Genomic DNA, 12918 nt, shown 5'->3' on the forward strand with positions numbered 1-12918 from the left:
CGCGCGGTTCGATTTGCCTGCGGCTGCATCGAACAGGGAACTGCTGGGAAAGGTCCTTGAAAACCCAAGTTCTTAGGTTATATTGAGACATGGTCACCGTTCTACGAGAAGCAGGAATGCGATTTGTCATTTACACGGATGACCACGAGCCGGCGCACACTCATGTCTATGGAGACGGGGAAGCTCGCATCAATATCTTCGATCTTACAGTGTTGTCGAACCGGGGGATGAAGAAGCGGGATTTGAGCGTCGCCCTTGCCATTGTCCAGGCAAACAAGCGCCTGTTCATCGAGAAATGGGAGAGCATTCATGGGTGAAGTTGTCTTTGAAGATCGCCACTACCGAGACGCGACCCTGAAAGGGGAGGCAGAGCGCGCCCGCGCGCCAATCCCGGCATCAGCCCGTTTCGATGAAGCATCCGGCCGCATCGTCGTGGATTTCACCAACGGCGCGGCCTTCATGGTGCCTGCCCGATCGATCCAAGGGCTGGAGAAGGCCACGGCCGCCCAGTTGGCGAAGGTCGAGCTTCTCGGCGAGACTGGACTGCACTGGGAAAGCCTGGACGTGGATTTCACCATCGCCGGGTTGATGAACGGCATATTCGGTACTGCGAAGTTCATGGACGCGCAGCGCCGAGGCGGTCAATCGCGATCCGCAGCCAAAATCGAGGCAAGCCGTGCCAACGGTGCCAAGGGCGGACGGCCACGGAAGATCAGCTAGGTTGTGCCTCTGGTCATCTTACGCACCCGATCAGCGCCGGAGGCGCGATCGAACAGGGAACTGGGCGGGAAGCCCAGCCCCTGTTCTGTCCGGACACGATGATCAGGATCGATAGTAATCGACGATCGATGCCAACAGGTCGGCCGGTGCCTGCGCCATCGCCTGCTTCATGATGTTGTAGCCGCCAGCGTTGGCGGGATCGTTGAAGAAGGCGTTGATGCAATACCGAGATAGCGCCTCTTCGTCGCCGCTGAAATGGTCGTAGAATTTCCCCGCGGGGTTCTCCCGGCCGAACTGTTTTCGGGCGCTGAGGACAGCCTCCTTTCCCATGACGCTCATGTTGTAGCTCAGTGAGCCGGTCGGTGGTGTGGGCGGTGCGAGTGTGTTCATGTCCAAGCCTTTCGTGCTTTGGTGTTGATGGATTGATGGCCCGTGCGGAACCATCCCTAAGATCGTCGGTCGAAAATCCGCCTCATGTCAACGACACTCTGAACATTATTATGAAATTCATCGCACCTTTCTGTTTTTTGCCGATACCTTCATTTTTCCCTTGACGCTGGATACCGCTCGACACAGCATCGAAAGGCAACCAAATGAAAGGACGTCGCCATGACAGAGACAGCAGAGAAGCAGAAGACGGTAGTCACACCCGAGAAGAAGCGCGCGAATTTCGTCAAGCTCGCCGAGGGAAGGACACAAGCGGCGTTGGCCGCAATTCAGAAGATCGGCAATCTTGCTAACGAGCGGGCCTATGGAAAGAACCCGGCGGACATCAAGAAGATCGCGGCGGCCTTGAAGGAGGCAATCGCCGAGATGGAACGCAGGTTCGACCCGAAAACCGAGAAAAAGGACCTATTCAAGCTGTGAGAGGAAGCCCCATGCCTCAAACCACCACGATTCAGCCGGAAGACAACGCCGGTTACGACATGCGATCCATGATGAAGCTGAATACCCTTACCGCGCAGATCGAGAGCATCCTGCGCCGGTTCGGCCCCGATACGTGTGACGATATTGCCGTTGCCGCCAACCTGTCGCGCGACATCTTCGGCATTGACGTGCGGACCAGCGCGATCAACGGCCTGTCCGAGCAGGAGATCATAGACATGATCCCGAAAGCGGAAGGTTGCCTGCTAACGCTTCAGGCATTGGAAGACGCCGGTTACATCCATGCCGTAAATGATGCGAATTTCGTAGAGAAATTCTCTGCGAAAATTCGCGACATTTTTGCCGGATCAAAGAGCTAGTCGCCGCGATAGCGGCGCAGCTTGTACCAGAGAATCCGCTCCATCCGGAGCGGCTTTCTTCCCCGGATGAAGCAGAGCATTTCGTTGGTCGAAAGTTCGAGGATATCGGATGCCGTCAACAGCGGTTCGCGGACTTCGGCCGAACTGGTGCTGGCCGTTTTCGATCCTGTCGCCGTTGAGGTCGATTGCGTTCGTAGTGTCTGATACCCGGCGAGTTTCGATACCCATTCGGCCGTGCGGTTGTCGCCGCGCCCGAGGTTGAACACGCGGATGGTGGCGCATGATCCGAGGATCGTGTCGGCCGCCTGGTTGCCGTAGACGGCCTCAAGGCTGCCCTTGTCCTGAAGGATGAACAAGGTTTCGAGGTTAATGCCCGCCGCGACCGTGGCGACATCGACGATGCGATCCAGACGGCCGAGGCGGGTGAATTCGTCGGCGACGAACAGCACCTGTTTTCGTGCTGGCTCCCGCTCCTGCTGCTGGACCATTAAGGCCAGCAGCAGGTTTGCCATCAACCGCATGAACCCGGCCTGTGCTGTCACTTGGTCCAACGGGATGACGATGAACAGGTCGGTATCGCCGCGCAGCAGGGACTCGAGGTTGATGCCGGTCTTGACCCCGAGGAATCCGCGCATCGCGTCGGCGCTCGTCCATTCCAGCGATTTAGCGACGGTCGAAAGGATCGATCCGCGCTCCTTGTCGCCCATCGCCAGAAATGACCCTGCCAGATCGGCCGCACGGCCTCCGGCGAGCGTTGGCGTTTCGGCCCATGCCGCGAGCGTGTCGAGAAACCCGATGCTCAGGATGAGGCTACGAACCTCATGCAGACTAGGGGCTTCGCTCAGCTCGTGGACGACCTCGATGGCCACCTGCAGGCATGCCCTTGCGCGATCCGAGAAATGGGCGCCGGAACCTTGCTCCGGCACGATCATGCCGTCCGCCAGGACGGCCGCATCGCGGCTGCGCTGCGCGGGGCGGATGAACGCCATCGGGTTGAAGCCGATGGGCTTCTGGCCTTCTATCCGGCTTGCCTTTGATGTCCGGAAAGGATCGAGCGCCACCACCCGCTGGCCCTTGGCTGTGCGGCTGGTGATCGTGGTATCGACCAGCTCGCCCTTGATGTCCAAAGCCACTACGGGCCCATCATGCTCGAAGATCGCGGGCATGATGGCGGAAACGCCCTTGCCGCCGCGTGTGCCGGAGATGACCGCATGATGACCGCCAAGCCAGCCGCGTTCGTCGTTTTTGGCGTAGCGCACGATCTTGCCGCTGTTCGTCAGGCCGAGCGGCAAGCCGTTCTCCAGCCGGATCAGATCGGCGATGTCGGATTCTGTCAGGAACGATCCTGTCCATGGGCCATCGGCAACGACGCGCGAGGCAGGAAACAGAACCGCCCAGGCCTTACCGATCTCGCTCGAACACACAATCCACGACACCGCTGCGACGACGATCACGCCAACCGGGGCGAGGCCTGGAAGCGTACCGGACACGATGATCGCCAGAATGGCATCGAGGCTGGCCGTAAGCCTCTCCAGCAGGCCGGTGCGGGCAGGCGGGACGCTGGCCCATCCAGCCGTCACGATAGCCCATGCTGCCAGCAGGCCCGCGACGATCAGCACGGCGGCGAACAGGATCGCTCCCCATGCCGCTGGCCGTTCCCTGCTCTGCCTGGTCCATCCGTAGAGGCCGAAGGCGGCGAGCAGGACGAGGATGGACGGCAGGGCAGGAGCAAGGCTAGTCATTCGCGTGATGTCTTCTTGTCGATCCGGTCGAGCCAGGTGCGCAGAAAATCCCGGTCCCGCTGGCGGGTGTGGAAGCTGAAGACGTGTTTCTCCACGTAGTCCCTTAACTTTGGATTGCAGGCGACGTGCTCGGCGAAGAACTGCCCTAACAGAACGTTTCTGCGGTCCTCCGATTTCCGTTGGGCATGATCGGCGCGGGCCTGCTTCAGGGCGGCGACAGCTTCGGCCTGATCCGCCTTCAAATCCGGTTCGATTAGCGATGGTTTCCTAAGGTCGGCCATGGGCAGAGGTGGTTTCACTTGAAAAAAAGAAATGCGCGCTTATACATTACTGCGTAATGTCGCGGTCCTCAAGGGGCGATGCCCCGCCGGACGGCTTCCCCCAGCAGTTCCTCGAACCGCATGAATGATGGAAGGAGACGGTCATCGCAATCTATCGCTTTTCGGCTCAGGTCATCTCCCGATCGTCCGGACGCAGCGCGACGGCCGCCGCAGCGTATCGTGCAGGCGTCCTCATCGAGGACCGCCGCACGGGGCAGGTGCATGACTATGACCGCCGTTCCGGTGTTGTGCATGCCGAGATCATGGCGCCCGAGGCCACCCCGGCATGGATGACGGATCGTACGGCGCTCTGGAACGCGGTGGAGATCGCGGAGAAGCGCAAGGACGCGCAGTTGAGCCGCGAGGTGCAGCTTGCCCTGCCGCATGAGCTGGACGCTGCCCAGCGGCTGTCTATGGTGCGGGACTATGTGCGGCACGCGTTCGTCGCGCGCGGTATGGTCGCGGACATCGCCATCCATGCGCCACATCGGCAGGGGGACGACCGCAATCATCATGCGCATGTCATGCTGACCATGCGGGAGATCGCCGGAGATGGGTTCGGGAAGAAGGATCGCACCTGGAACGAGACTAGCCTGATCGAACATTGGCGAGAGACATGGCAGGATGCCGTCAACCAGGCGCTGGAGCGGGCCGGCCATGCCAGCCGCGTCGATCACCGCAATCTGGAGGAGCAGCGCGTCGAGGCGCAGGAGAAGGCCGAAAAGGCCCGTGCCGCCAATGACAACGCGCAGGAGCGTGTATTCGAGCTTGCCGCCATCAGGCTCGACCGCGATCCGGAACCAAAGATCGGCCATATTGCAATGGCGTTGGAGCGCCGGGGCGAACAGACCGATCGAGGGAATCTCTGGCGCGAGGTCGTTGCCCATAACTTGGATAGGTTCAGCGCGTGGATTGCCGTCCAACGCGAACGGCTCGATACACTGTGGGAACGGTTGGAGAAGGCAGTTTCTTGGCGAAAGGAGCTGGTCGACCGTTCGGAAGGTGATCAGTCTCGCAATGACGTTACTCCGCCCCCCCAATCAGACTTCCCTGTCGAGCAGCGTGACCGATTGTTGGGACGAACGAAAGTGCCGTCATGGAAGCGATTACGCGACAAGGATGACCGGGAGCGATAGTTTAGCTGCCGTCTCCAGGTTCACCTTGGCAACGCCGGGGCATTGGTTCTTGCCCCGGCATGAAGTTCAGAAGGCGAACTTAGCCTGACCCTTGTCCTCAACAGGGCGCAGCCGTGCATAGGCGAGAAGATCAGCGATCGAGCCACCTTTGTCTCGCCAGCCATAGAAGGTGTTTTCTCCAAGAAGGACATAGTGCCATTCGGAATCGCTCCGCTGTTCCGGAGGAAGGGAGTTGATCCGGTCGCACCATGCAACTGCGGCTTTACGTTTACGCAACACGTTTGGGCTGGTGAGCTGACCTTGTGCCTTTGTCTCAACCAGATAAATCGCGCCATCTGCTCTTACAAAAAAGTCGGGTGAATAGAACGCGGGAAGACCGTCTTCCTTGATGTAACGCAGGCGCGAGAAAGTGTGTTTCTGCTCGTTGATCTTGCAGAAGGCTTCAACGCTTGCGTCCCGCTCGCAGGTTTCCATAAATGCAAGCTCAAGGCCACCATTCCGCGAGGGATAAGGGAGGCGCAGGTAGATAGCCTTCTCAACGGCGAGCGATGACCCCTCTCGCATAGCGAGCTTAGGCACTTCTGAAAGATGCCGATGCGCAACCTCGGCATTGGCGACAATCACACTGTCCTCTGCTTCGAGGATAGCCCGCGCCCACACTTTGATAATGTGCTCTGTCACCGGGTCGATCAGCAGGACGCGCCAGTTTTCATCCACGAGAGGGTCCAGCTCTTGGCCGAACAGATGCCGGCGAATGAAGGTGTCGATACCTTCGGCCATCTCAGCCCGGTTTATCTGAATATAGGGGAACTTGCTGGCGTTGGCGAAAGCCTTCGAGCTGTTTGTCGTATCCGTCAGGGTCACGGCTTCCGTGATCCGGCGCGTGATCCGGGCCAAATAGTCATTATAGCCCGTCGCGGTCATTACGCCGCCATGCACACGATAGTCGCCAAAGCGCGTTTTTGCCTGCACGTCTTCGGAATGGAATTTCTCGCCCTGGCCGATCTGCCCCTTAAGCTGTTGGAGCGAGAACGAGCCGAATGGCGCGAGGCTCGAAGGGTCGATGTGGGTATCTTCCAGCGCCTCGACCTGCTCCTGTAAGATGAAAGGGATAGCGAAATCATATTCTTCGAAGCCCGGCCGAAGGCCGACCGAGATCAGGTCGCCAGTCGAGCTGCCTTTTGCTTCGTCGTCCTCATCATCTGCCTCAGCCGCCAAGCCTTCCTGAACCAGCTCATCATAGAAGCTTTGGAATGCTGGATGCTCCACGATCGAAAGAATGTCGATCATGTTGGAAGGTGTCTTTCCGCTGCGAATGAGCTGGCGGTTCTCCCGCTTGATGTCATCGTATTCATTGCCGCGCCACATCAGGCGCAGGCCGCGCCCAATCGTCTGTTCAAGTAGGATTCCGGCGCTCGATGCGCGCAAAGGGACAATAACGCAGATGTTGTTCACGTCGAAGCCCTCGCGCAGCATGAGCACACTCACGATGACACGCGGAGATTTATGGCGATCCACGTCAAACAGGCGTTCGCGTAGCACTTTCCATTCGTCGGGTTTCAGCTCGCCTTTGCGGTTGGAATCGACGCGCAAAACCTCGTCATCGGCCAGTCCTTCGAGCTGCATGAAATCAGCAACAAGCGGTGTAACCGTGGTGTCTTCGCAAACCACCAGCATTTTCGGATGCTTGTCCGGATCGAGGGCGGCAAAATCGGCTTCTAGCTTCCGGAGCTTGGTCAGGCCGGCTCGCAACATAATGCGCTGTCCCTCTGACAGCATCGGATTGCCGTTCTCATCCCGATCTGCCTTGAAATCCAGTTCCTCATCGCTCAATGCCCCGATTTCAGAACGTTTGTCGAGGACAAGGGATTTGACTAGGCCGGCGCGCATAGCCGTCTTCAGATCGAAATCTACGACAATGTGCGGAAAATAGGATTTCCGGCTGTTCCGGCCTGTCCCAACCTCATTATAGGGCGTGGCTGAAAAGTCCACCTGGACGAAGCGGGGGCCTTTAGGTTCTGCAATCAGGTTAAGGCTTTTTTGCCATTCAACTTCCGTTACCTCACCTTCCCGCTTGAACTCATGGATATGATGTGCCTCGTCGTTGAAGACCATAAGTGCGGGCAGGTCTCTAAGATAAGAGAGGATGCCGCCTCGCTCATAGCGACGGTTCAGCACATTCAAGTCATTGCCCTGGCTGGTACCAGGCGTCAGGGGAAGGAAGCTCTGCACAATAATTCTAGGATCGGTGGATTCACCCGGCGCAGTGATTTCCTCATCTTCAAGCGGTTCGCCTTCTTCTGACAGCACGTGCCAGTTGGAAATAGCGATGATGCCGCCAGCCGTGATCTTCCGGCCGATGTCTTCTTTCGGGCAGACTGCTCCTTGCACAAAGCGGAAAACCTCGTCTCGATAGGAATCGGGAATGAACAATTCTTGAAAGATCGACAGGTCAGAAATCGTGAAGTCACGCTTGCCGTCTCGTTCCTTCCCCATGAATGCGTCAAGCAGCCGATCGTAAACGATCAGGCCAGGGGCAACGATGAGAAAGTTTTTGGTATAGCGGTCGCTGTCTGGTGCGCGGTTTGCGTTGAGGACCTGCCAGACCATGAGAGCTTGTAGCACCCAAGTCTTTCCCGTTCCGGTTGCCATTTTCAAGCAGTATTTAGGATAGGCGTTTTTCGGCGCGCGGATGACCTCGGAATCCCGCGTACTGGTTAGCATTACGTCGGGGGCGGCGAACTGGTAGAGGTCTTGCAGAGTCGCAATGCCTAGAACCTCATGGGCATAGATCACGTTCAGTAGGGCTTGGCGCTGACCGGGGTGGAAATTGAAGGTGCGGGCGTCCTGAAATTCGGTCTGGAACCACCATTTCAGCAGCTCGGCCGTGATCTCCGAGACGTAGTCTAGGATCGGCGCTTCGCCAGTTTCGAGGCCGGCACAGGCTTCTTCAACCTTGGCCGTCAACCCCTTAGCAAGCGAAAGATCGTTGATACTTGTCATCATGCCACCTCGATCGTTGCTTCGGCCTCAAACCCAAACACATCGACTACGCGCACGCAGACCCGGCGCGGACCGCTCTTTTTCGGCAGGCCGGCGAGGCGTGCTATGCGCGTGACGCGATAAGGATCGCTGTCATTATCGGTATTGCCCCGATAATCCTGCCAGACGGAGCGGAATACCTCTCCGTCATAGTCAGGATCGACGCCCCAATATTCAATCAGTGCTAACGGGTCGGAATTGATGATCTTTTGTAGCTTTTCGCGGTTAATCTCATCAAGATTTAATGCTTCCGGCGATAGCAATACATAATTGGCAATCGCCACAGACAGCGATTCCCACTCTCCGTCCTGCTTTCGAGAAACTTCGCCAAGCTTGAGATACTGTAGCGACGAGAAACGCACCTCATCAGCCTTGAGCTTGTGGCCCTTCTTCTTCAGTCGGTCGAGAAGATCGGGCGGGATCACCAGCACTTCCAGCCGATCACCCTGCCCAAGTGCCTCAATGTCATGGCCTATTGTGGGTGAGAAATTCCACCCCAAGATAACAACTTTATCCCACCCACCCATGAGATTGTCGCGAATTTCGATTGCACGGCGTAGCGTGGCGAGGCCTGTCATCTTGTTCGGGCTATCGGCTAGAACGAGCGTTTTGCTCCCTTGAAGCCGGCCCATGTTCTTGTTTGGATTTTCCTCCATAGGCAGCGGCAGTGCGCCAAAGAGACCGAGAATTATTTCCGCCAAGTCACCGATACGGAACTTTGCGCCCATGGTGGAGCGCATCTGTTCCACCTGATAGTCGCCGATGTGCTGGTAGAGGAATGGCTTGGCATTCTGGTCAATTAGGCGCTTGCGCGTAATCATACATGCGGGTTTGCCGAGGTCGGATACGATCCAGCGACGGCCGAGCCGTTCGGCCACGGCAGCCGTAGTGCCGGAGCCAACAAAAAAGTCGGCTACTGTGTCGCCCTTTTCGGATGAAAGCTCCATTATCCTTGAAAGAAGAGCCTCCGGCTTTTGTGTATCGTAATTAAGTATTTCTCTGTTACTTCCCTTTAGTGTCGAAATGTCGGACCAAAGATTATTTATCATCTGTCCCGGATATTCATCCAAGTATATTTTTTTGTAAATTTGCTTCTCTTTGGAGTCCGGGAAATGTAGACGACCTTCGGCATCTAAACGCTCCATCGTTGTCCTTGGGATAGCCCATCCATTTGGCGGAGTTTTGTAACCCTTGTAGTCATACATAAGATTTGGGCGCGGACTAGGGCTGCGCATGACCGTGATCATGTATCTTCTGTTATCAAGGTCTTTATATCTGAATTGTTGTTCAATATATTCCGGGTCTGCATCTTGAAATACAGGCTTGAATTTATAATCGAGGGTTTTCCCGTACCAAAGAATGTTGTCCGTTGCAGCTGAAAGTCGGCCCATGACACCCAGCGCAGACCCACCTTTTCGTCGCCATACTATCTCATTTACAAAATTCTCTTTACCAAATATTTCATCAAGAACAATTTTCACGTAATGATTTACATGCCAATCAAGCTGAACAAATATTGATCCATCATCTTTCAACAGTTCGCGCATTATCAAAATACGTGGAACAATCATAGAAAGATAACTGGCAGTTCCAGCTTTCCATGTATCTGAATAGGCGGCCTGTTCGATCACAGTTGGTCGCTGTTCTATGTCACCGGACTTGAGTTGAATCTTTGTCCGATAGTCGGCCTTGCTGTCAAAAGGAGGATCCAGGTAGATAGTTTGGATGGAACTGCGCAATGATTGCCGATGTTGATCGCCAGCAAGAAGGGCGGCCATTGCTAGCAGGTTATCGCCATATATTAGGGCATTGTAGTTTTCGGCGGGGGTAGATTTATTAGATTGCGCCGTCTTTCGGAAAAGATCCTGCCAGTTGCTATCCTTTGAAGGTATTACGAGTTCGCGGGTTTGCAGCCCAAGGCGGTAGCTGCTTTCAGCTCGCTCAATTACGCGCTCGGCTTCTTTTTTCCCTTCCGCGACGATTGACGGAAGCTGTTCTAGTAAGCTCTTCATTCAAGTCCCCCTGCCACGCGCTCTGCACGCGTACCATTCCAATTGGCTTTGCCTTAGATCACAGTCGCTTGCAGATCGAGCGGCTTTCCCTTGAAAGGCGCAACGTTGTTTTTCCCATTAGTCAAATCATCTGGAAGCGCAACTGCCGCATTTTAACTGGCCCACGTGTCGAATTACTAAATAGCCCTTGCACATGCAAATCGGATAATTTCCGATTATGGAACCAGTTTCAAAGTGAACCGGAAATATCAGCAAAGCTCAAATGGGCGCCAGGGCCGGCCGTGGGATTTTTGTATTTTTAAACGCAGTATATCCGACGTAAAATGGTGCGGCGCAGCATCAGGGTTTGCTTGACGGATAAGGCGAATCCTAGCAGGCTTAATTTGTCTATATGTAGGCATGTCTACATGTAAATGTTCTGCGTGTAGCATTCTGTTAACCATATATTAATCTACACATCTACACCTTGAGCGTATGAAGATTCTGGCGATCACATCCCAAAAAGGCGGGGTTGGTAAAACGACCTTAGCAACAGCTTTGGCTGTCGCAGCCGAACAGGACGGCAAAAGCGTTGCCCTGTTCGATCTTGACCCGCAAGCGTCAGCTTGCTTTTGGGCTGACCGTCGGCAAAAGGAGCTTGGTGAGAGCGGTCAGACCCCCACGGTTCGCGATATCCAGACGGCACGTCTATCTCATTACCTAGACCGTATGCGGGAAGCTGGCGCTGATCTTGTTATTCTCGACTGCCCGCCTGTGCATCGGGATATAGCCCATGACGCAGCAAGCGTTGCTGATCTGATCTTGATTCCGACCAAACCTGAAGTTTTCGATATTCGGGCGATGCAACAGACAGTGCAGGCCGCGCAACAAATCGGCAAACCGTGTGCTGTCGTAATGACCTTTTGCCCGCCATCTGGTCCCGAGGTCGATCAAGCGCGCCAGATCGTTGGTAAACAGGGAGCAGCATTGGTGCCGGTAGCTCTACATCAGCGTAAGGCCTATGGGCGGGCACAGATGCAGGGGCTTGCCCCGCAAGAATATGAACCAGGTGGTAAGGCTGCCCAAGAAGTTCAAGAAGTCTACATCTATACACGTCTACAGCTTTTCGGAGAAAAGAAACATGGCAGCAAAACGGGCCAATCTCGCAAACGCGCTTGATGACGTAACCCCGCCACCTGCAGCACTCGCGCGAGCGGTCACCCAGTCGGAGCCGCCTGCGAAGGCTGCGTCGATCCCATCACGCGAGGGAACGGCACTCGTGGGGGCGCATCTTCCAACGCACTACGCGAAGGCTATGAAGCGCCTTGCTGTCGATGTGGAGAAATCGCAGCGCGATCTTTTTGAGGAAGCATTGCAAATGCTTTTCGTGCGCTACGGCGTAAAGGTGTAGATAAATCTACACCTTTACGCCTATTCCTTTTCCTTGCTGCCATGCCATTGAGCAGGCACCATTGAACTAGAATTCCGCTGATTCTGGCGGAAAATATTAGACAGGAGGGCTTAGGCCCAAAAACACAAAAACCCGCCAAGGGCGGGCTTCTGATAATCCGCCGAAGCGGTGAGATTTCTTCTGTGGTGGTCGAATTCTCACAAAATTAGCGGGACATTGCAAGAGGATTCTTGCCACGGGAATGCTTTGCCTTCTTTGGGTGTCGCTTTTCCGTGTGGAGCCTTTCCCTTGTCGGTTTTTCGGACCGAGAGGACGACACATGTTTACACCATTAGGTGATATGCGGACCGCACAAGACGGCCAAAAGCCTCTGCGGACGGCCGAACCCGTACGCCGGCATTCGCGTGCCGCCGGCCGATGCGAAGGGGTATTCTGGCGGCGGACGGAGCGGCAGGAGGTGCGCCGGATCGTGATGGCGGCGCGCCGTTACGAGCTGGCGACACGACAACCAGGCGCACGCAACGGGGCGCTTGGTTCGGTTGCCCTCGAACTCGTGGAACTGTTCGCCAATTTGGTAGATTTCCGCACGGGGCGTCTCGAACCATCATTGGACACACTCATGCGCATGCTGAAGCGATCGCGGGACGCGATCAGCCGCGCGCTGCGTGCGTTGCGTGCGCATGGCTTCATAGATTGGTTGCGCCGCTACGTTCATACCGGGAATGAAGGGAAAGGGCCGCAGGTCCAGCAAACCAGCAACGCCTATCGGCTTTTGCTTCCAGCCCGTGCTTTGCTGCTGCTTGGCCGTTATGGTCAGGCCGCACCGGAGCCAGAGGACTTCAGTAACGCGCGACAAAGCCGGGCCACGGAGATCGACGTGCATAGGAGGAGCCTGCCTTTGTCAGAGCTACCGCTGTTCGATCTAGAAGACGGTCCTCTTGCACGGGCGCTTGCCCGTCTGGGGGCTAGTCTTGAGAAACAACGTGAATCCGGCAAGCGGACTGAATCCCAATCTAGTTCTATTCCTATGAGGAGATAGCAGCGGAGTCGGCCAAAGGCCGACAAAGGCTTCCTATCACTAGAATGAGATTACCGCCATGCTCGCTACGTCAACGGCCTACGGCCATCCTTCGCTCCGCTACGGCCCTTCGGGTGACTGCCGCTCTGCGTGGCGGTGTGTGTGAGGTATCGGGATGGGGAACATCAGTTCCGCGCTACGCGCGGTTCGATTTGCCTGCGGCTGCATCGAACAGGGAACTGCTGGGAAAGGTCCTTGAAAACCCAAGTTCTTAGGTTATATTGAGACATGGTC

General features: G+C 56.1%; 13 protein-coding genes. 8 read left to right on the forward strand and 5 right to left on the reverse strand.

Annotated elements, in window-relative coordinates:
• Positions 1–89: 89 nt before the first annotated feature.
• Positions 90–317, forward strand: coding sequence for a DUF4160 domain-containing protein (locus tag GGR23_RS22660; protein ID WP_183368570.1), 228 nt, complete (start codon positions 90–92; stop codon positions 315–317).
• Positions 310–720 carry a DUF2442 domain-containing protein gene (locus GGR23_RS22665; protein WP_183368571.1) on the forward strand — a complete coding sequence of 137 codons (411 nt, stop codon included), beginning with the start codon at positions 310–312 and terminating at the stop codon, positions 718–720. The genes GGR23_RS22660 and GGR23_RS22665 overlap by 8 nt, the downstream gene beginning before the upstream one ends.
• Before the next feature lie 102 nt (positions 721–822).
• Here GGR23_RS22665 and GGR23_RS22670 read toward each other — a convergent pair whose 3' ends face one another.
• Complete coding sequence (locus GGR23_RS22670) at positions 823–1110, reverse strand: hypothetical protein (protein WP_183368572.1); 288 nt, start codon at positions 1108–1110, stop codon at positions 823–825.
• A 219-nt stretch (positions 1111–1329) separates the two neighbouring features.
• Between GGR23_RS22670 and GGR23_RS22675 the strand changes: the two genes are divergently transcribed.
• Complete coding sequence (locus tag GGR23_RS22675; protein ID WP_183368573.1) at positions 1330–1587, forward strand: hypothetical protein; 258 nt, start codon at positions 1330–1332, stop codon at positions 1585–1587.
• An 11-nt stretch (positions 1588–1598) separates the two neighbouring features.
• Positions 1599–1964 carry a hypothetical protein gene (locus GGR23_RS22680; RefSeq protein ID WP_183368574.1) on the forward strand — a complete coding sequence of 122 codons (366 nt, stop codon included), beginning with the start codon at positions 1599–1601 and terminating at the stop codon, positions 1962–1964.
• Here the strand turns inward: GGR23_RS22680 and GGR23_RS22685 are convergent.
• A complete protein-coding gene (locus GGR23_RS22685) occupies positions 1961–3706 on the reverse strand; it encodes a type IV secretory system conjugative DNA transfer family protein (protein WP_183368575.1) in 1746 nt (581 codons plus the stop codon). The genes GGR23_RS22680 and GGR23_RS22685 overlap by 4 nt on opposite strands.
• On the reverse strand, positions 3703–3987 hold the full coding sequence (locus GGR23_RS22690; protein WP_183368576.1) for a hypothetical protein: 285 nt from the start codon (positions 3985–3987) through the stop codon (positions 3703–3705). Before GGR23_RS22690 ends, GGR23_RS22685 begins: the two co-directional genes overlap by 4 nt.
• Before the next feature lie 149 nt (positions 3988–4136).
• On the opposite strand from GGR23_RS22690, the gene mobQ reads away from it, so the two are divergent.
• Positions 4137–5162, forward strand: coding sequence for a MobQ family relaxase (gene mobQ / locus GGR23_RS22695; RefSeq protein WP_343066718.1), 1026 nt, complete (start codon positions 4137–4139; stop codon positions 5160–5162).
• A gap of 66 nt (positions 5163–5228) precedes the next feature.
• Here the strand turns inward: mobQ and GGR23_RS22700 are convergent, their stop codons facing one another.
• Positions 5229–8168: a DEAD/DEAH box helicase family protein gene (locus GGR23_RS22700; protein WP_246366080.1), complete on the reverse strand. Its 2940-nt coding sequence runs from the start codon at positions 8166–8168 to the stop codon at positions 5229–5231.
• Positions 8165–10216 (reverse strand): site-specific DNA-methyltransferase, encoded by a 2052-nt coding sequence (locus tag GGR23_RS22705; RefSeq protein ID WP_183368577.1) that lies wholly within the window; start codon positions 10214–10216, stop codon positions 8165–8167. The genes GGR23_RS22700 and GGR23_RS22705 overlap by 4 nt, the downstream gene beginning before the upstream one ends.
• Before the next feature lie 474 nt (positions 10217–10690).
• On the opposite strand from GGR23_RS22705, the gene GGR23_RS22710 reads away from it, so the two are divergent.
• The 3 genes from GGR23_RS22710 to GGR23_RS22720 all read left to right on the forward strand — a co-directional run bounded on the left by GGR23_RS22710 (position 10691) and on the right by GGR23_RS22720 (position 12645).
• A complete protein-coding gene (locus tag GGR23_RS22710; RefSeq protein WP_183368578.1) occupies positions 10691–11374 on the forward strand; it encodes an AAA family ATPase in 684 nt (227 codons plus the stop codon).
• Positions 11337–11606 carry a ribbon-helix-helix domain-containing protein gene (locus tag GGR23_RS22715; RefSeq protein WP_183368579.1) on the forward strand — a complete coding sequence of 90 codons (270 nt, stop codon included), beginning with the start codon at positions 11337–11339 and terminating at the stop codon, positions 11604–11606. The genes GGR23_RS22710 and GGR23_RS22715 overlap by 38 nt, the downstream gene beginning before the upstream one ends.
• Positions 11607–12078: 472 nt before the next feature.
• A complete protein-coding gene (locus GGR23_RS22720; protein WP_246366082.1) occupies positions 12079–12645 on the forward strand; it encodes a helix-turn-helix domain-containing protein in 567 nt (188 codons plus the stop codon).
• Positions 12646–12918: the final 273 nt, after the last annotated feature.

The sequence above is a fragment of the Gellertiella hungarica genome (assembly GCF_014197145.1).
GTDB classification, from domain to species: domain Bacteria; phylum Pseudomonadota; class Alphaproteobacteria; order Rhizobiales; family Rhizobiaceae; genus Gellertiella; species Gellertiella hungarica.

Excerpts from the sequence above, each read along its gene's own strand:
- GGR23_RS22660 (WP_183368570.1), top strand. The coding sequence starts at position 90 with ATGGTCACCGTTCTACGAGAAGCAGGAATGCGATTTGTCATTTACACG.
- GGR23_RS22665 (WP_183368571.1), top strand. The coding sequence starts at position 310 with ATGGGTGAAGTTGTCTTTGAAGATCGCCACTACCGAGACGCGACCCTG.
- GGR23_RS22670 (WP_183368572.1), bottom strand. The coding sequence starts at position 1,110 with ATGAACACACTCGCACCGCCCACACCACCGACCGGCTCACTGAGCTAC.
- GGR23_RS22675 (WP_183368573.1), top strand. The coding sequence starts at position 1,330 with ATGACAGAGACAGCAGAGAAGCAGAAGACGGTAGTCACACCCGAGAAG.
- GGR23_RS22680 (WP_183368574.1), top strand. The coding sequence starts at position 1,599 with ATGCCTCAAACCACCACGATTCAGCCGGAAGACAACGCCGGTTACGAC.
- GGR23_RS22685 (WP_183368575.1), bottom strand. The coding sequence starts at position 3,706 with ATGACTAGCCTTGCTCCTGCCCTGCCGTCCATCCTCGTCCTGCTCGCC.
- GGR23_RS22690 (WP_183368576.1), bottom strand. The coding sequence starts at position 3,987 with ATGGCCGACCTTAGGAAACCATCGCTAATCGAACCGGATTTGAAGGCG.
- GGR23_RS22700 (WP_246366080.1), bottom strand. The coding sequence starts at position 8,168 with ATGATGACAAGTATCAACGATCTTTCGCTTGCTAAGGGGTTGACGGCC.
- GGR23_RS22705 (WP_183368577.1), bottom strand. The coding sequence starts at position 10,216 with ATGAAGAGCTTACTAGAACAGCTTCCGTCAATCGTCGCGGAAGGGAAA.
- GGR23_RS22710 (WP_183368578.1), top strand. The coding sequence starts at position 10,691 with ATGAAGATTCTGGCGATCACATCCCAAAAAGGCGGGGTTGGTAAAACG.
- GGR23_RS22715 (WP_183368579.1), top strand. The coding sequence starts at position 11,337 with ATGGCAGCAAAACGGGCCAATCTCGCAAACGCGCTTGATGACGTAACC.
- GGR23_RS22720 (WP_246366082.1), top strand. The coding sequence starts at position 12,079 with ATGGCGGCGCGCCGTTACGAGCTGGCGACACGACAACCAGGCGCACGC.